The organism is Pseudomonas sp. Van50 (assembly GCF_055390755.1).
In genome coordinates this window covers 5,005,999-5,026,140 of record NZ_AP024343.1, presented here as the reverse complement: position 1 = coordinate 5,026,140, position 20,142 = coordinate 5,005,999, and the positions used below count along the sequence as shown (strand labels likewise).

5 protein-coding genes and 2 pseudogenes (1 of these 7 only partly in view) are annotated in these 20,142 nt (G+C 65.1%); 3 read left to right on the top strand and 4 right to left on the bottom strand.

Annotation, left to right across the window (positions count from 1 at the left end; all coding sequences use genetic code 11):
* Window positions 1–39 precede the first annotated feature (39 nt).
* From ACZ5M5_RS21170 to tam, 4 genes and pseudogenes are all read right to left on the bottom strand, one after another.
* On the bottom strand, window positions 40–1,863 hold the full coding sequence (locus ACZ5M5_RS21170; protein WP_464737937.1) for a glycoside hydrolase family 15 protein: 1,824 nt from the start codon (window positions 1,861–1,863) through the stop codon (window positions 40–42).
* Complete coding sequence (locus tag ACZ5M5_RS21165; protein ID WP_464737936.1) at window positions 1,856–2,656, bottom strand: SDR family oxidoreductase; 801 nt, start codon at window positions 2,654–2,656, stop codon at window positions 1,856–1,858. Before ACZ5M5_RS21165 ends, ACZ5M5_RS21170 begins: the two co-directional genes overlap by 8 nt.
* 242 nt (window positions 2,657–2,898) lie before the next feature.
* A pseudogene (locus ACZ5M5_RS21160) lies at window positions 2,899–4,031 on the bottom strand (cupin-like domain-containing protein).
* 92 nt (window positions 4,032–4,123) lie between these two features.
* Window positions 4,124–4,894 (bottom strand): trans-aconitate 2-methyltransferase, encoded by a 771-nt coding sequence (gene tam / locus ACZ5M5_RS21155; protein WP_464737935.1) that lies wholly within the window; start codon window positions 4,892–4,894, stop codon window positions 4,124–4,126.
* Between the two features lie 143 nt (window positions 4,895–5,037).
* On the opposite strand from tam, the gene ACZ5M5_RS21150 reads away from it, so the two are divergent.
* From ACZ5M5_RS21150 to ACZ5M5_RS21140, 3 genes and pseudogenes are all read left to right on the top strand, one after another.
* Complete coding sequence (locus ACZ5M5_RS21150; protein WP_060741391.1) at window positions 5,038–5,772, top strand: thioesterase II family protein; 735 nt, start codon at window positions 5,038–5,040, stop codon at window positions 5,770–5,772.
* 291 nt (window positions 5,773–6,063) lie between these two features.
* Entirely contained in the window at window positions 6,064–18,702 is a 12,639-nt protein-coding gene (locus ACZ5M5_RS21145) for a non-ribosomal peptide synthase/polyketide synthase (RefSeq protein WP_464737934.1), read from the top strand.
* A pseudogene (locus tag ACZ5M5_RS21140) lies at window positions 18,703–20,142 on the top strand (amino acid adenylation domain-containing protein) (it continues 9,638 nt past the right edge of the window).

The window sequence follows — 20,142 nt, the reverse complement described above, 5'->3', positions numbered from 1 at the left end:
TCGAGCGGGAGCAAGCTCCCTCGCCACAGACCACTCCGCTCACGGCTGCCAATGATTCTTCTCCCCGCTCAACTTGCGGTCCAGAAAACTCGCCGCGCTGATCAACGCCAGATGGGTCAAGGCCTGGGGCGTGTTGCCCAAGTGGTAACCGTGGCTGTCGAACTCTTCGGCGTACAGCCCCAGCGGGTTGGCGTAGCGCAGCAGTTGTTCGAATTCCAACTGGGCTTTTTCCACGCGGCCGGCGCGGGCCAGGCATTCGACGTACCAGAACGAGCAGGCCGCGAATGAGCCTTCGATGCCGCTGAGGCCGTCGATGGGGCTGTCGTCGTTGCGGTAGCGATAGACCATGCCGTCGCGCACCAGGTGTTTTTCGATGGCATCGAGTGTGGAGAGCCAGCGCGGGTCGCGGGCGCTGACGAAACGCACCAGGGGCATCAACAGCATCGAGCCGTCGAGGGCGGTGCTGCCCAGGCGCTGGATGAAGTGCTGATGTTCGTCGTTCCAGAAGTTGGTCCAGATGTCTTGGTAGATAGCCTGGCGGGTCTCGTCCCAGCGGGCGAACGGGGCGGGCAGGGAGCGTTTTTCGGCCAGGCGGATGGCGCGGTCGACGGCGACCCAGCACATCAGCCGCGAATGCAGGAAGTGCTGCTTGTCGCCGCGCATTTCCCAGATGCCCACGTCTTTGTCCTGCCAGACCTCGCACACCTGGTCGACCACGTCGACGGTGTGTTTCCAGCCTTCATGGGAGATGGCTTCGCCGTATTTGTTGACCAGGTACACCGCGTCCATCAACTCGCCGAAAATATCCAATTGCACCTGCTGGTAGGCCAGGTTGCCGATGCGCACCGGCTGCGCATTGCCGAACCCGCTCAGGTGCGGCAGCTCGGTTTCCGGCAGCTCCAGCCTGCCGTCCAGGCCGTAGAGGATGTTGAGTTTGGTCGGCTGGTCACAGCAGTCGCTGACCCGCCCGCGCAACCAGCGCATATAGGCGTTGGCTTCTTCGACGAAGCCCAGGCGCATGAACGCGTAGACCGTGAACGAAGCGTCGCGGATCCAGGTGTAGCGGTAATCCCAGTTGCGCTCGCCGCCGCGGGTTTCCGGCAGGCCGAAGGTGGCGGCGGCGAGGATGGCGCCGTGCTTGCGCGAGGTCAGCAGTTTCAGCGCCAGGGCCGAGCGATTGACCATTTCCCGCCAGCGCCCGCGATAGTTGGATTGGCCGATCCAGCCGCGCCAGAACGCCAGGGTCCGCTCCAGGCATATCGCGCTGACGTCGTCCTGAAGGCGTGGGTCGTCGATGCCGCCCAGCAGGAACTCGGCGCTCTGGCCTTGTGTAAGGGTGAACTCGGCCACCGCTGCGTTCCTGTCCAGCGTCAGGGGCTGGTCGGCGCACAAGCGCAGGCTCGGTTGTCCCGGCGCCTCGAAACAGATGTGGGCACCGTCCTGGCGCGCCCTGGTGGCGGCCCGGGCATAGTCGTGGCGTACCGCGCAGCGCAGGCGAAACGTCGCGCTGCCGATGGTCATGCGCACCCGGCGGATCAATACCGGCAGATCGTCCTCGCTGTCGCCGATGGGCAGCAGGTCGGTGAGTTCCACTACGGCGCCGTCGCTCAGCCAGCGGGTTTGCAGGACGTTGGTGTCGGGCAGGTAGATTTGTTGGCGACGGGCATCCGGCAGGTCTGGCGCGAGCTGGAAGATGCCTGCCTGCGCAGTGTCCAGCAGCGAGCAGAAGATCGACGGGCTGTCGAATTCCGGCCAACAGAAAAAATCGACACTGCCGCGATCATTGACCAGCGCGGCGGTGCGCATGTCGCCAATGATGCCGTGGTTCTCGATGGGGCTTTGCGGTTCGTCATGATCAGCCATTGTCACGAAACCCCGGATAAAGGCTCATCCCACCATCGATGAACAGCGTGGTGCCCACCACATAATCGGACAAGTCCGAGGCCAGCCAGACCACCGCGTTGGCGACGTCCTCCACATCGCCGACGCGACCGTAGGGAATCAGTTCCAGCAGCTTTTGCTCCTGCTCGCCCTCGGTGGCTTCGCGATTGATCGCCGTGCGGATGGCACCGGGGGCGATGCTGTTGATGCGGATGCGCTGGTGGCTGGTTTCCTGGGCCAGGCTCTGCATCAGCAGATCGACACCGCCCTTGGACGCGGCGTAATTGACGTGGCCGGCCCAGGGAATGCGCTGGTGCACCGAACTCATGTGGATGATCTTGCCGGCGGCCCGGGACACGCCCTGGCGAATGCCCTGGCGCTTGAAGACCCGCAGGGCGGCGCGGGCACAGAGGAACTGGCCGGTGAGGTTGGTGCCGATCACGGTGTTCCAGTCTGCCAGGCTCATGTCGACGGCGGCGGCGTCTTTTTGCAGGCCGGAATTGGCCACCAGAATGTCCAGCGTGCCAAAGGCTTCGAGGGTTTGGGCGAACAATTGCTCGACCTCGTGCTCCTTCGATACATCGGCACCGACGGCGATGGCGCGGCCGCCGTTGGCGTTGATTTCACGGGCCAGGTCTTGCGCCGGGCCGGCGCTGGAGTGGTAGTTGAGCACCACCGCGGCACCGGCGTCGGCCAACGCCCTGGCCGAGCCTGCGCCAATGCCGGAGCTGGCGCCGGTGACCAGGGCAACCTGTCGGGCGAGGGATATCTGCATGGTCTAGCACCTTGAGTGGAGGGCCTTACCTGCTGACTGATGTGGGGAGGGTGGAGTTCACTTGGGTGAAGCAGTCTTCATATTCCAGGTCCAAACACAAACCTGTGGCAAGGGGACTGTGGGAGCATAGCTTGCTCGCGAAACAGGCGACTCGATTTCTGAAAGACCGCATTGCCTTCGTCGCGGGCAAGCCTTGCTCCCACAATCCTCCTGCCACAAAGAATGTTGCTTTAGGCCGACCGTTACCAACCCCGCCCTGAATTCACCCAGAAATTCACCGACAACGACGTCGACACCGACTCCACCTGATGGAACCAGCCTTCCGGCAAAAACAGCAAATCCCCAGCCTCCAGCGTCACGCGCATGAAGGTCACGTCCCGGGCGTGGGGGAAGCGTTGGTAGTCCGGCGCGTCTGGGTTGAAGTCGCAGCCGTCCAGCCCGCCCTGGGGGCCGTGGACCAGGTGCCCAGGGCTTCGCGGTGGTGAGGCGCGGCGAGGGTGAAGATTTTCTGGCCCCAGACTTGGGCGAACAGGTTGTCGGTGTCGTCGCGGTGCAGCGGTGTCAGGGTGCCCTTGGGGCCGATCCAGATGCGCGGTGGGATGAACAGCGACGGGTCGAAGTAGGGCGGAAACTTGATCTGCTCCATCAGCCGCGCCGGCAGGATGTTGTTACCCATGTAGGCCGGTGGTTCACCGTCGGCGCCCTTGGCCGCCGGGCTGTCGAGGGAGGCGATGAAGTCGGCCATGGACGTGGAGCGAAAGTCCCGTTCGGTGGAGAAGGTCTTCTTCACGTAGTCGCCGTGGCGGGTGATGCCTTGCAGTTCGGCAAAATGCACCAGGGATTCTTCGCGGCTGAGCTTGAACAGCGGCCAGTCCTGCAAGGCATCGCTGATGACCAGCGGAATGCCGTGGGGCAGGTACTGGGCGCGAAACTCCTGCACCGACAGCCCGCTGCGAGGCCGCCGTTGCACGCTGCGTTGGATCGGCAGGCTGGCGGTGAGCTTTTCGCTGAAGCGCGGCGGGGTGGGGTAGCGCTTGTTCATGTCGACCTTTTCCACCACGCCACCGCCATGCCGGGCATGGTCGATGATCTGCGGCAGCAACGTCGCCAGGCCCATGTTGCCGCCGATCTTCAGGCGACCGCTGGCGAACAGTTCTTCCACGTTGGCCATGCCGGCCATGATCCCGAGGAAGTCCTTCTCCGCCACCTCGATGGTGACGTCGGGGCTGGTGTGGCGGCCAGCCTCGGTGCGGCTGCTGGCCTTGACCTCGGACCAGTACGCCTGGTGCGGGCCGAACACGAATTGGAAGACGCCTTCGATACCAACGGCGCCGGCATTGGCGAACAGCTTGCCCAGGATGGTTTGCAGGTCCACGGCGGTCACTCTTGCGGGTTTTTGGTCTTAGCAGGTAACGAGGGGCCGGAGCAGAAATTTAGGCCCTCGTCGCTGCGTCATCGACCCTCGCCCTAGCGTGTCGCGACCATGAACACCCGGGGAAACGGCAGCAGCACGGTCCCATCGTCCAGGGCTGGATAAGCCTGCTCGATCGCCTTGAGATAGTGTGCCAGGTACTGCTCGCGTTGCGCCTCGTCCAGCGGCTCGAGAAACGGCCGCAAGCCGCTGCCCTTGAACCATTCCACCACGCCTGCGGCGCCGCCGGCCAAGGGGTGGTGGTAGGTGGTGCGCCACACATCGACGCGGCTGCAGTGGGGCTTGAGGATCGAGTAATAGGTGCTGGGATCCTCCACCTCGGTACGCGAATCCGCCGCCCCGGCCAGTTGGCTGGCCCAGGGACCGTTGGCGGCGATTTCCCGCATCAAGCGGTGGGAGGGCTGGTGCAGGGTGTCGGGCATCTGGATCGCCAGGCTGCCACCGGGGGCGAGTTTGCCGATCAGCGAGGGCAGCAGGGTGGCGTGCTCGGGCAGCCATTGCAGCACGGCGTTGGCGAAGATCACGTCGAACGGCCCGGGTTCATCCCATTGGCCGATGTCCGCAGTGTCGAACGCCACGGCGGGCAAGCGTTTGCGTGCGGCGTCGACCATGTCGCTGGAACTGTCCAGGCCGCGCACCGTGGCGCCGCTGAAATGTTCCACCAACAGTTCGGTGGAATTGCCCGGGCCACAGCCCAGGTCGATCACCGAACGGGCCTGTGTGGGGGGAATGGCGGCGAGCAGGTCCCGGGACGGACGGGTACGTTCCTGTTCGAAGGTGACGTATTGCTTGGCGGACCAGCCCATGGCGTTCTCCTGTGCGGTGGAGTGAGTCGAGGTCGCCAGTATAAGGTCGGACGGGAAAGATGGAGCGAACGTAACGGTTTTGACTAATTTTGTGGGTTACGATCTCGTTATCTTTCCTACACGACCGATCGGAGAAAACCGCAGTGACCCAACTGACCCTGCTGTGCCTGCCTTATTCCGGCGCCAGCGCGATGGTGTACAGCCGCTGGCGGCGCAAGTTGCCGCAATGGCTGCATGTGCAACCGGTGGAGTTGCCGGGACGCGGGGCGCGCTTCGACGAGCCGCTGCACACCGACATGGGCCCGTTGGCGATGCAACTGGCGCGGGAGCTGTACCCGACGCTCCAGGCTCCGTACGCCTTGTTCGGCCACAGCCTGGGTGCGCTGCTGGCCTGCGAAATCGCCCATGCCCTGCGTGAGCTCGGCAGCCCGGAACCGGTGGCGCTGTTTGCTTCCGGCACCGCGGCGCCGACGATGCGGGCCGACTACGACCGCGGTTTCGCCAAGGCGAAAACCGACGCTGAGTTGATCGAGCAACTGCGCACCCTCAATGGCACGAGCGAGGAGATCCTGGCCAATGAAGAGCTGATGGCCCTGACCCTGCCGATCCTGCGGGCCGACTTTTTGCTGTGCGGCCGCTTCCAGCCGCGGCAGCGGCCACTGCTCGACTGCCCGGTGCATGTGTTCGGCGGCACGACCGACAAGGCCACCACGGAGCAACTGATGGGCTGGCGCCAGGAAACCACGGGCAGCTTCTCGGTGGACATGCTGGCGGGCGGGCACTTCTTCATTCACGAGCACGAGGCCAAGGTGCTGCGCCTGATCAAGGATCAGTTGAGCGTGCATCATCGGCGGCATGGGTTGGCGATCAGCGCCTGATTGGATTCCCAGCTCATTCAAATGCCTTCCCCACATTGGCTGGGGTGATCCATCCCCTGTGGGAGCGAGCTTGCTCGCGATGGCGTCGTGTCAGTCAGCGAACAGCAAGCTGACCCACCGCTATCGCGAGCAAGCTCGCTCCCACATGAGTGCTCCGCATCATTCTCGAAATCTCCGTCCTGCCCCCTTCCTGACACAAATTCCCAAACGCTAATTTTTCCGGCTTGCATTCGTTTCATAGGGACGACTTGCCTTTGTGCCTTGTGCCCACTGATTCCGGATACCCCAGAAATGAATGCTGAAGACGCCTTGAAACTTGCTCGCCGGTTTATCGGGTTGCCCCTGGAAAAGCGCCGGATGTTCCTGGCCGCGTTGGACAAGGAGGGCGTGGAGTTCAGCGGTTTTCCCATTCCCCGGGGTGTCGAGGCCGAGGATCGCCAGGCGTTGTCCTATGCCCAGCAGCGCATGTGGTTTCTCTGGCAACTGGAGCCGGGCAGCGGCGCCTACAACCTGCCGGGCGCGGTGCGGCTCAAGGGCGCGTTGAGCCTGCCGGCCCTGGAGCAAGCCTTCGCCAGCCTGGTGGCCCGTCATGAAACCCTGCGCACAGTGTTCCAGCGCCAGGCCGACGACAGCCTGCTGCAGGTCCCCTCCAACACAGCGCTGGCGATCAAGCGCCAGGACTTCAGCGCCTTGCCGGCGGCCGAGCGCGAGCAGGCGGTGCGCCAGGCTGCCGAAGCGCAATCGATGCAGCCTTTCGACCTGTCCAGCGGCCCGTTGCTGCGGGTCGAATTGCTCACGCTCGATGAGCAGGAACATGTGCTGCTGCTGACCTTGCACCACATCGTCTCCGACGGCTGGTCGATGAACGTACTGATCGACGAGTTCATCCGCTGCTACGACGCCCATGAAGCAGGCGTGGCGCCGCAACTGGCCGATTTGCCGATCCAGTACAGCGACTACGCCCTGTGGCAACGCCGCTGGCTGGAAGCAGGCGAGCAGGCGCGTCAACTCGAATACTGGCAGGCGCAATTGGGCGATGAGCATCCCGTGCTGGAGCTGCCCATCGATCACCCACGCCCGGCGATGCCCAGCTATCGCGGCACGCGCTTTGAGTTCGCTGTGGAGCCGGCACTGGCCGAGCAACTGCGCGCCACCGCCCAGCAGCACAACATCACCCTGTTCATGCTCCTGCTTGGCGCGTTCAACGTGCTGCTGCATCGCTACACCGGCCACACCGATATCCGCGTCGGCGTGCCCATCGCCAACCGCAACCGCGCCGAAACCGAAGGGCTGATCGGCTTCTTTGTCAACACCCAGGTATTGCGCACCGAGCTCGGCGGCCAGACCCGTGTCGATGAGTTGCTGCGCACGGTCAAGGAAGCCGCCCTCGGCGCCCAGGCCCATCAGGACCTGCCGTTCGAACGGTTGGTGGAAGCCCTGAAACTGGAGCGCAGCCTCAGCCATACACCGCTGTTCCAGGTGATGTACAACCACCAGCCACAAGTGGCCGACATCGCCAGCATCCGCACGGCGTCGGGGCTGGAGTTGTCGATGCTGGAATGGCAGAGCCGCACCACCCAGTTCGACCTGACCCTCGACACCTGGGAAAAGGCCGGCAAACTGCATGCGGCGCTGACCTACGCCAACGATCTGTTTGATGCCGCCACGGTCGAGCGCATGGCCCGGCACTGGACACGGTTGCTGCACGGCATGGTCGCCGACAGCCGCGCGCTCGTCGGTGAATTGCCGCTGCTGGAAGCCGATGAGTACCAGCGCCTGATCCATGACTGGAACCCGGTGGATGCGCCGTTCGACCAGGCGCTGTGCATCCACCAGATGATCGCCCGCCAGGCCCATGCTGCACCGGATGCACTGGCGGTGACCTTCGCCAACATCCGACTGACCTACAGCGAGCTCGACGGCCGCGCCAATCGCCTGGCCCATAAACTCATCGAATTGGGCGTGGGCCCGGAAGTGCGCGTGGGCGTGGCGATGCCGCGCTCCGAGCACCTGCTGATCGCCTTGCTGGCGGTGCTCAAGGCCGGCGGCGCCTACGTGCCGTTGGACCCGGACTACCCGGCCGAGCGCTTGGCCTACATGCTCGACGACAGCCACGCCCGGGTCTTGCTGACTGAGCAGGCGGTGGCGGCGACGCTGAACGTGCCGGCCGAAACCGCCGTGCTGATGCTGGATCGGATCGAGCTGGGGCAGTACCCACTGGGTGCACCGGTCACCCACGTCACGCCAGACAACCTCGCTTATGTGATCTACACCTCCGGCTCCACCGGTACCCCCAAGGGCGTGGCGATTGCCCATCGCAACGTGCTGGCGCTGATCGATTGGTCCCGATCGGTCTACAACCGCGACGACATCCAGGGCGTACTCGCCTCCACGTCGGTGTGCTTCGATTTGTCGGTGTGGGAACTGTTCGTGACCCTGGCCAACGGCGGCTCGCTGATCATCGCCCGCAATGCCCTGGAGTTGCCGCAATTGCCGGCCCGGGATCAGGTGCGACTGATCAACACCGTGCCCTCGGCGATTGCCGCGTTGCAGCGCAGCGGCGAGATCCCGGCCAGCGTGCGCATCATCAACCTCGCTGGTGAGCCACTGAAGCAAAGCCTGGTGGATGCGCTATACCCACAGCCCTCCTGTGGGGTTGAGCCTGTGGGAGCAAAGCTTGCTCGCGATAGCGCCCTATCCGCTGACCCATGTGTGACTGACCCATCGCCATCGCGAGCAAGCTTTGCTCCCACAGCCCCAGCCCCCACAGACCCTGTTCCTGCAAGTCCTGCCCCCACAGAAATTGCTCCCACTGGCTCGCTCCCACAGGGGGTAGAGCATGTCTACGACCTCTACGGCCCCTCGGAAGACACCACCTATTCCACCTGGACCCGGCGCACCGCCGGCGGCACGGCGAACATCGGCCGGCCCCTCAAGCACACCGCCAGCTACCTGCTGGACGCCGACCTGCAACCGGTACCCCAAGGCGTCTCGGCGGAGCTGTACCTGAGTGGCGCGGGCATCACCCGTGGTTACCTCGGCCGTGCCGCGATGACCGCCGAGAAGTATGTGCCCAACCCGTTTTCCACAACCGGCGAGCGCCTGTACCGCACCGGCGACCTGACCCGTTACCAGGCCGACGGCGCCTTGCAATACGTCGGTCGCATCGACCATCAGGTCAAGGTCCGCGGCTTCCGTATCGAACTGGGGGAAATCGAAGCGCGCCTGCTGCAACAACCCCAGGTGCGCGAACTGGCGGTGCTGGCCCAGGACGGCGAGCACGGCCAGCAACTGGTGGCTTTCATCGTCCCGCGCGAGGCTGCGGTGTTGGCCGACGCCGAGGCCCAGGTGCAATTGCGCGAAGCCCTCAAGACCGCCCTGCGCGAACACCTGCCGGACTACATGGTGCCGGCCTACCTGGTGTTCCTCCCACAACTGCCGCTGACCCCCAACGGCAAGCTCGACCGCAAGGCGTTGCCGGCCATTGACGGCAGCGAGCAGCAGCGGGAATTCGTCGCGCCCCACAGCCCAATGGAAAAAGCCCTGGCGGCGATCTGGCAGGACGTGCTGAACCTCGACAGCATCGGCCTGGAAGACAACTTCTTCGAGCTGGGCGGTGATTCCATCGTCTCCATGCAAGTGGTCAGCCGGGCGCGGCAAGTCGGGATCGTGCTCAATCCCAAGGCCCTGTTCCAACACCAGACCCTGCGCAGCCTGGCGCTCGTCGCGCGCCAGGGCGACAGCCAGGCGATCGATCAGGGTCTGGCACGCGGCGCGGTGCCGTTGACGCCGGTGCAGCAGTGGTTCTTCGAGCGCGACATTCCCGAGCGGCAACACTGGAACCAGTCGCTGCTGCTGGTGCCGGGCGAACACCTTGATGCCGTGGCATTGGCCTCGGCCCTGGTCCGCTTGGCTGAGCACCATGACAGCCTGCGCCTGCGCTTTACCCAGGTGAACGGCCAATGGCAGCAAGCCTATGCCGAGCCGTCGGCGGCCAGTGTGTTGTGGCAGCGCCAGGCGACCTCGGTCGAACAACTCAACGCCCTGTGCGACGACGCCCAGCGCAGCCTCGATCTGGAAGACGGGCCACTGTTGCGGGCGTTGCTGGTGGACATGGTCGACGGCAGCCAGCGCTTGTTGCTGGCGATCCATCACCTGGTGGTGGACGGTGTTTCCTGGCGCGTGCTGCTGGACGATCTGCAGCAGTTCTACCGCCAACTGCAGGCCGGCCAGGCGATCCAGGTGCCGGCCAAGACCAGCGCTTATGGACAATGGTCGGCGCACCTGCACGGGCATCTCGATGGCTTCATGGCCAGCCTCGATTACTGGCGTGCCCAGGGTCATGCGCCGGCCGGCAACGGCTTGCCGTGCGATTACCCCGAGCGCCTGCTGCTGGCGTGTGACGAGCGCAAGGTGCAAGTGCGGCTGGACGCCGAACAGACCCGCCAACTGCTGCAACAGGCGCCCAAGGCCTACCGCACCCAGGTCAATGACCTGCTGCTGACGGCCCTGGCCCGTACGGTGTGCCGCTGGACCGGCCAGGACAGCACGCTGATCCAGCTCGAAGGCCATGGCCGTGAAGCGCTGTTCGATGGCGTTGACTTGACCCGTACCGTCGGCTGGTTCACCAGCCTGTTCCCGGTCAGCCTCAGCCCGGCGCCGGCATTGAGTGCATCGGTCAAGGCCATCAAGGAACAACTGCGCGCCGTGCCGGACAAGGGCCTGGGTTATGGCGTGCTGCGCTACCTCGGCGAACCGGCGGTGCGTGCCGAACTGGCGGCCATGCCGGCGCCGCGCATCACCTTCAATTACCTGGGCCAGTTCGACCGGCAGTTCGACGACGGTGCGCTGTTTGTTCCCTCTGGTGAAGGCAGTGGCGCGGCGCAACATGCCCGGGCACCGCTGGCGAATTGGTTGACGGTGGAAGGCCAGGTCTATGGCGGCGAGCTGTCCCTGAACTGGGGTTTCAGCGAGCGGATGTTCAAGCAGCAGACCATCGAGACACTGGCCGCTGACTACCTCGCTGAACTGAGGACGTTGATCGAACACTGCTGCGCGCTGGAAACGCCACAGGCCACGCCATCGGACTTCCCCCTGGCCCGCATCAGCCAGGCGCAACTCGACAGCCTGCCGGTGGCTGCCGGGCAGTTGGATGACCTCTATCCACTGTCGCCCATGCAGCAGGGCTTGCTGTTCCACACCTTGTACGAGCAGGCGGCAGGGGAATACATCAACCAGTTGCGCGTGGACGTGCAGGGCCTCGATCCACAGCGCTTCGCCGACGCCTGGCAGGCCACCCTCGACGCCCAGGACATCCTGCGCAGTGGTTTTGTCTGGCAGGGCGATCTCGAGCAACCGTTGCAGATCGTCCATCGCCAGGTCGAGTTGCCCTTCACGGTCCTCGATTGGCGCGGGCACGATCACCTCGCCGAGGCCCTGAATGAATGTGCCGAGGCCGAGCGCCGTCAGGGCTTCGACCTGGCCCAGGCACCGTTGCTGCGCCTGGTGCTGGTACAGACCGAGGCCGAGCGCTGGCACCTGATCTACACCCATCACCACATCCTGATGGACGGCTGGAGCAACGCCCAATTGCTGGGTGAAGTCTTGCAGCGCTACAGCGGTCGCTTGCCCAAGGCCAATGTCGGGCGTTACCGCGACTATATCGCCTGGCTGCAGCGCCAGGATGCTCAACTGAGCGAGACGTTCTGGACCGGTCAGTTGGCCACCCTGCAAGAGCCGACGCGGTTGGCGCGCGTCATGTCCGCCAGCGAAATCCACAGCGGCCATGGCGATCACTTCCAGACCCTGGACGCGACCCGCACCCAGGCCCTGGAGCAGTTCGCCCGGCAACAGAAAGTCACCCTCAACACCCTGGTGCAAGCGGCGTGGCTGTTGCTGCTGCAACGCTACACCGGCCATGACAGCGTCGCCTTCGGTGCCACCGTGGCCGGGCGTCCGGCGGATCTGCCGGGCATCGAGCAACAGGTTGGCCTGTTCATCAACACCTTGCCGGTGATCGCCGCGCCACGTCCGGACCAGTCGGTCGGTGCCTGGCTGCAAGCCGTGCAGGCACAGAACCTGAGCCTGCGGGAGTTCGAGCACACGCCGTTGGCGGACATCCAGCGCTGGGCCGGCCAGGGCGGCGAGGCGCTGTTCGACAACATCCTGGTGTTCGAGAACTACCCGATTGCCCAGGCCCTGGCAGAAGGCGCCGGGCAGGGCGCGGTGTTTGGCGAAGTCAGCCACCAGGAGCAAACCCATTACCCGTTGAGCGTGGCGGTGACCCTCGGCGAGACGCTGGCGCTGCACTACAGTTTCGACCGGGCGCATTTCAGCCCGGCGGCCATCGACGGCATCAGCGCGCAGTTGTTGCATTTGTTGGAACGCTTCGCCGAGTCGGCGGCGCGCAACCTCGGGCAAATCGCCCTGGTCAGCGCCGAGGAACAGTCCCGGCAACAGGCCGCCAATCATCCGCAGCCGTACCCGACCGACATCGCCGTGCATCAGCGCATCGCCGATCTGGCGGCGCGCAAGCCCGACGCGACGGCGGTGATCTTCGGCGGCCAGCGTTTCAGCTATGGCGACCTCGACCGACGCGCCAACCAGTTGGCCCACGCCTTGATTGCCCGTGGCGTGGCCCCGGAAACCCGGGTTGGCGTGGCCCTGCCGCGCAGCGAAGGGGTGATCGTCGCGCTGCTGGCGGTGCTCAAGGCCGGCGCGGCCTATGTGCCACTGGACACCAGTTACCCACGGGAACGCCTGGCGTACCTGATCGAGGATTCGGGGCTGGCGTTGTTGCTCACCGATTCCCGGGTGTCGGCGCAGTTGCCCCTGGACGGCGCCGCCCAGGTGCTGGAACTCGATCGTCTGGACTTGAGCCAGCAACCTCTGGAGGCGCCGTCCGTTCAGGTCGATCCGCAGAACCTGGCCTACGTGATCTACACCTCCGGCTCCACCGGCAACCCCAAAGGCGTGAGCGTGGCCCACGGTCCGCTGGCGATGCACTGCCAGGCCATCGGTGAGCGCTATGAAATGCAGGGCAGCGATTGCGAATTCCACTTCATGTCCTTCGCCTTCGACGGTGCCCACGAACGCTGGCTTACCAGCCTGACCCATGGTGCTTCACTGCTGATTCGCGACGACAGCCTGTGGACCCCGGAACAGACCTACAACGCCATGGCTGAGCACGACGTGACCGTGGTGGCGTTCCCGCCGGTGTACCTGCAACAACTGGCCGAGCACGCCGAGCGCGTCGGCAACCCGCCGAAAGTGCGTATCTACTGCTTCGGCGGTGATGCGGTGCCCAACGCCAGTTTCGAACGGGTCAAGCGCGCCCTCGATCCGGACTTCATCATCAACGGTTACGGCCCGACCGAAACCGTGGTCACCCCGTTGATCTGGAAGGCCGGCCGCGACGTGGCGTGTGGCGCCGCCTATGCACCCATCGGCAGCCGCATCGGCGACCGCAGCGCCTACGTGCTCGACGCTGACTTGAACCTGCTGCCCCAAGGCATGGCCGGTGAACTGTACCTGGGCGGCACCGGGCTGGCGCGGGGTTACCTGAACCGTCCGGGCCTGACAGCCGAACGGTTTGTCGCCGACCCGTTCAGCCGCAGTGGTGGCTTGCTCTACCGCACCGGCGACCTGGTGCGCCAACGCGTCGATGGCACCTTCGATTACCTGGACCGCATCGACAACCAGGTGAAGATCCGCGGCTTCCGCATCGAACTGGGTGAAGTCGAAGCCAGCCTGCAAGCCCTCGACGGCGTTCGCGAAGCGGTGGTGGTGGCCCAGGAAGGGGCTGCTGGCAGTGGCAAGCGTCTGGTTGCCTATGTGGTGGCCGACGAGTCCGTGGATGAGGCTTTCGCCGAGCACTTGCGTGACCAGCTCAAGGCGACTTTGCCGGCGCACATGGTCCCAGCCTATCTGCTGCTGCTCGAACGCCTGCCGCTGACCCCCAACGGCAAGCTCGACCGCAAGAACCTGCCCAAGCCCGACGTCAGCCAATTGCAGCGAACCTACGTGGCACCGCGCAGCCCGTTGGAACAGCAACTGGTGTCGATCTGGCAGGACGTGCTCAAGCTCGCGCAAGTGGGCCTGCGGGATAACTTCTTCGAACTGGGCGGCGACTCCATCGTCTCGATCCAGGTGGTCAGCCGTGCTCGCCAGGCCGGTATCCACTTCACTCCCAAGGACTTGTTCCAGCACCAGACCATCGAGGCGCTGGCGGCGGTGGCCCAGACGGGCGCACCGCTGCAAGCGATCGATCAACGACCGGTCACCGGCGAAACGGCGCTGCTGCCGATTCACCAGTGGTTCTTCGCCCAGGCGATTCCTGACCGTCATCACTGGAACCAGTCGGTGATGCTCAAGCCGACTCAAGCGCTGGATGCCCAGGCGCTGGAGCAGGCCTTGGATGCCCTGGTCGCGCACCACGACAGCCTGCGCCTGGCCTTCATCGAGCAGGCCGCAGGCTGGACGGCGCGCTACCGTGACGGGGTGGCCGACGGGATTGTCTGGCAAGCCGATGTCGCCGATCTCGCCGCGCTGCAAGCCCTGGGCGATCAGGCCCAGCGCAGCCTGCAACTGGACGGCGGCTCGCTGATTCGCGCGGTGCTGGCGAACCTCGCCGATGGCACCCAGCGTTTGCTGCTGATCGTGCATCACCTGGTGGTCGACGGGGTGTCCTGGCGGATCCTCGTCGAAGATTTGCAGACGGCCTATCGGCAGGCACTGACCGGCGCAACCGTGCAGTTGCCGGCCAAGACCAGTGCGATCAAAGCCTGGACCGAAGCGTTGCAGGGCTATGCTCGCAGCGCATCCTTGCAGGCCGAACTGGGTTTCTGGCAGCAACAGTTGCAAGGCGCCTCCACGGCGTTGCCATGGGATAACCCCCAGGGTGGGCGGCAACAGGCTCAGGCCATGACTGTCCGCACGTCACTGGACAAGTCCCTCACCCGGCAGCTGTTGCAGCAAGCCCCGGCGGCCTATCGCACCCAGGTCAATGACCTGTTGCTCACCGCCCTGGCGCGGGTGATGGTGCGCTGGACTGGCGCTGACAGCGTGGTGGTGCAACTCGAAGGCCACGGTCGCGAAGAACTGTTCGAACACATCGACCTGACCCGCACGGTCGGCTGGTTCACCAGCCTGTTCCCGGCTCGCCTCACACCCGCTGCCGAACTCGGTGCTTCGCTGAAGCTGATCAAGGAACAGCTGCGCGCCATTCCCCACAAGGGCATCGGTTTCGGTGCCTTGGCGCACCTGGGCGATGCGCCGGCGCGGCAAGCGTTGCAGGCCTTGCCGACGCCGCAACTGACCTTCAACTACCTCGGCCAGTTCGACGGCAGTTTCGCGGCGGCTGACGATGCCCTGTTCGTGCCCACCGACGAGCATGGCGGTGAAGAGCTGAACATGCAGGGCCCGCTGGGCAGTCCGCTGGCGCTGGACGGCAAAGTCTTCGGCGGCGAGCTGGACTTGAGCTGGACCTTCAGCGGCGACCTGTTCAACGCCGCGACCATCCAGCGCCTGGCCGATGACTACCTGCAAGAACTCACCGCGCTCATCCACCATTGCTGCGACAGCCAGCACCGTGGCGTGACGCCGTCGGACTTCCCGCTGGCGCGGCTGTCCCAGGCGCAATTGGACACATTGGTCCGAGCACCTCAGGCTGTCGACGACATCTACCCGCTGTCGCCGATGCAGCAGGGCATGCTGTTTCATTCCTTGCTCGGCCACGGCAGTGGCGATTACATCAACCAGATGCGCATCGACGTCGAGGGCGTCGACCCGCAGCGTTTCCGCGCCGCCTGGCAGGCGGTGGTCGATGCCCATGACATTCTGCGTACCGGGTTCTTCTGGCAGGGCGACCTGGAGCAGCCGGTGCAAATCGTCCAGCGTCAGGTCGAGGTGCCATTCCGTGTGCTCGACTGGAACGGGCGGACGGATATCGACGACGCCTTGCAAACCCTCGCCGATGAAGAACGGGCCCAAGGTGTGGACCTGACCCAGGCGCCGTTGATGCGCCTGGTGCTGGTGCGCACCGGCACGGATCGGCATCACCTGATCTACACCAACCATCACATCCTGATGGATGGCTGGAGCAGCGCGCAGTTGCTCGGCGAAGTGTTGCAGCATTACCGCGGCGACAGCGTGGCCCGCCCGACTGGCCGTTATCGCGACTACATCGCCTGGCTGCAACGCCAGGACGCGAGCCTCGGCGAAGGGTTCTGGACGCAACAGCTACGCACGCTGGATGAGCCGGTGCGTCTGGCCCAGGTGTTTGCGCGCCCGGCACAGGACGTCTCGGCGACGCTGTACGGCCATCACCGCATGCAGTTGGATGGGATGCAGACCCAACGCCTGGCCGAGTTCGCCCGCCAGGCCAAAGTCACCGTCAACACCCTGGTGCAAGCGGCCTGGCTGTTGCTGTTGCAACGCTACACCGGCAAGGCCAGTGTGGCGTTCGGCGCAACGGTGGCGGGGCGGCCGGCGGACCTGGTGGGCGTCGAGGGCCAGATCGGCCTGTTCATCAACACCTTGCCGGTCATTGCCAGCCCGCGTCCGGAACAGGACCTGGGCGACTGGCTGCACAGCGTCCAGGCGCAGAACCTGGCCTTGCGCGAGTTCGAGCACACGGCGCTGTTCGACATCCAGCGCTGGGCCGGCCTGGGCGGCGAAGCCTTGTTCGACAACATCCTGGTATTCGAGAACTACCCGATTTCCGAAGCCTTGGCACACGGTGCGCCTGAAGGCTTGCGTTTCGGTGCCGTGGACAACCTGGAACAGACCAACTACCCGCTGACCCTGCTGGTCAGCCTCGGTGCCGAGCTGGCAGTGCAGTTCAGCTACCAGTGCGCTCGTTTCACCGAGGCCTCGGTCGAGCAGATCGGCGTGCACCTGCAACGCTTGCTGCTGCAAATGATCGACGCCGGGCAACGGCCTCTGGGCGAACTGAGCGTGCTCGACGAGCGCGAAACCCGCCAGCACGTGCAAGGCTGGAACGCCACCACGGCGGAATATCCCCAGTCGCGCTGCGTCCATCGGCTGTTCGAGGCCCAGGCCCGGCAAACGCCGGATGCCACGGCGCTGGTGTTCGCCGATCAGGTGCTGAGCTATGGCGAACTCAATGTCCGGGCCAACCGCCTGGCCCATTGTTTGATCGAACAGGGCGTGGGGCCCGATCGGTTGGTCGGTGTGGCGCTGGAGCGTGGCGTGGACATGATTGTCGCCTTGCTGGCGATCCTCAAGGCCGGTGGCGCCTACCTGCCGCTGGACCCGGCGTTCCCCCAGGATCGCCTGGCCTACATGATCGAAGACAGCGGCATCGAGCTGCTGCTGACCCAACGTTCATTGCTCGACCAGTTCTGTGGGAGCGAGCTCGCTCGCGATGGCGGTGGTTCAGTCAATGATGATGTTGAAGGTGAGGGCCTCATCGCGAGCAAGCTCGCTCCCACAGGGGGTGGGGTTGGCGTTAAGACATTGGTGTTGGATCAGGAGGGGGGCTGGCTCGACGGTTATGCCGGCGAGGCGCCGGCGACGCGCTTGGATGCGGAGCACTTGGCCTACGCCATCTACACCTCGGGTTCCACCGGCAAGCCCAAGGGCGTGATGGTGCGTCATGAAGCGCTGGTGAACTTTGTCGCCAGCATGGCCCGTGAACCGGGCATCGCCGCCCGTGACCGGGTGCTGTCGCTGACCACGTTCTCGTTCGACATCTTCGGCCTGGAACTCTACGGCGCACTGTTGAGCGGTGCCTGTGTGGTGCTGGTGGACAAGCAGAGTGCCCACGACCCCGAAGCGCTGCTCAAGACCATCGACCGGCAACAGGTCAGCGTGGTCCAGGCCACGCCCTCGACCTGGCGCATGTTGCTCGACCACCCGGCGTCCGGTTTGTTGGCCGGGCGCAAATGCCTGTGCGGTGGCGAGGCGTTGGCCGAGGACCTGGCCGAGCGGTTGCTCGACGTCGCTGGCGAGGTCTGGAACCTGTATGGCCCGACTGAAACCACCATCTGGTCGGCGGCCTACCGCTTGACTCAAGAGCACCGCGTGCCGTACCTCGGCCGGCCGATTGCCAACACGTCGCTGTACATCGTCGGCGATCACTTCGCGCCGAACCCGGTCGGGCTGATCGGCGAACTGTTGATTGGCGGCGACGGCCTGGCCCGGGGTTATCACGACCGGGCGGCGCTGACCGCCGAGCGATTCCTGCCGGACCCGTTCGGCAATGGTACGCGGGTGTACCGCACCGGTGACCTGGCGCGCCAGCGTGGCGACGGCGTGATCGAGTACATCGGCCGGGTCGACCATCAGGTGAAGATCCGCGGCTTCCGCATCGAACTGGGGGAAATCGAAGCCTGCCTGCTGGCCCAGGAAGCGATCCGCGAAGCCGTGGTAGTGCCACAACCCGGGCCGGGCGGCCTGCAGTTGGTGGCGTACATGGTGGCCACCGATCCAGAGACTGCCGAACCGACGGCGCTGCGCGAAACCCTCAAGGCGCAGCTTGCGCCCTTGCTGCCCGACTACATGATGCCGGCGCACTGGCTGCTGCTCGAACGCTTCCCGTTGACCCCCAACGGCAAGCTCGACCGCAAGGCCCTGCCGCTGCCGGACGCCCAGCAACTGCTGCGTGCCTACGTGGCGCCACAGGGCGCGCTCGAACAGGGCATCGCCGACATCTGGCAAGACGTGCTCAAGCTCGAACGGGTAGGGCGCGACGACAACTTCTTTGAACTGGGTGGGCATTCCCTGCTGGCGACGCAAGCGACGGCGCGCCTGCAAATGGAACAGGGCGCCACGGTGCCCCTGGACTTGCTGTTCAGCACCACGTCCCTGGCCGACTACGCCGCACAACTGGCGGGCCACCTGACCCCTCACTCCAGCGCAGACCTGAGTGAGATGCATGACTTCCTGGCAGACCTGGAGACCCTTTGAATGACTCAGCTCGATAACCTGTCTCTGGTTCAGCGATTCATCCGTTTACCGCTCGCCCAACGGCAAGCGTTCCTGCACAAGCTGCACAGCAAAAACATGAGCCTGGCGACGTTGCCGATCCCGGCGATGCGCGACGAGTTCGAGACCCTCGACCTGTCCTACGCCCAGGAGCGCCAGTGGTTCCTCTGGCAACTGGACCGCCACAGCGCGGCCTACCATGTGCCCACGGCGCTGCGCCTGCGCGGCGCCCTCGATCTGCCCGCGCTGCAACGCAGCTTCGACGCCTTGCTGGCCCGTCACGACGTGCTGCGCACGGTGTTCGTCGACAGCGCACAAGGGCCCCGACAAGTGGTGCAGGCGCGTTTGAGCCTGGCGATCGAGCCGGTGGTGGTGTTGGATGAGTCCGCGCTCACGGCCCTGATCGATGACGAAATCGCCGGGCTGTTCGACCTGCAGCAAGGGCCACTGCTGCGGGTCAAGCTGCTGCAACTGGCAGCGGACGACCATGTGCTGGTGCTGACCCAGCACCACATTATTTGCGATGGCGCGTCCGCTCGGATCATGGTCAACGACCTGGTCCAGCTCTATGCAGCCCACCGCAGCGGTCAGGCGCCGACCCTGGCAGCCTTGCCGATCCAATACGCCGACTATGCGATCTGGCAGCGCAAGTGGATGGAGGCCGGTGAGCTGGAGCGGCAACTGGCCTACTGGACCGAACGGCTGGGCGATGGCGGCGAAGTCCTGCCGTTGCCGACGGACCGCCCGCGTCCGGCGGTGCAGAGCCATCGCGGCGCACGCCTGGACCTGCGCTTCGACGCCGGGCTGACCCAGGGCCTGAAACACCTGGCTCAGCGCGAAAGCTCGACGCTGTTCATGGTCTTGCTGGCGTCGTTCCAGGCCTTGTTGCACCGCTACAGCGGCCAGTCGGACATCCGCGTCGGCGTGCCGGTCGCCAACCGCAACCGCCCGGAAACCGAGGGCCTGATCGGCTTTTTCGTCAACACCCAGGTGCTCAATGCCCAGGTGCGGGGTGACCTGCCTTTCGAGCAATTGCTGGCCCAGGTCAAGCAGGCTTCGCTGGGGGCGCAAGCCCATCAAGACCTGCCGTTCGAGCAGTTGGTGCAGGCACTGGCGCCGCAGCGACAGGCGAGCCACAGCCCGCTGTTCCAGGTGATGTTCAACCACCAGAGCAGCGGCGCGGCTCAAGCCCTGCAACTGCCGGGGTTGCAGGTCGAGAGCCTGGATTGGCGTTCCCACACCGCCCAGTTCGACTTGACCCTCGACACCCACGAGACCGACGGTGAGCTGGCCGCGTCCCTGAGCTACGCCACCGACCTGTTCGACGCCAGCACCGTGCAACACATGGCCGAACACTGGCTGAACCTGCTGCACGGCATCGTCGCCGATCCCCGCCAACGTATCGGTGAACTGCCGTTGCTG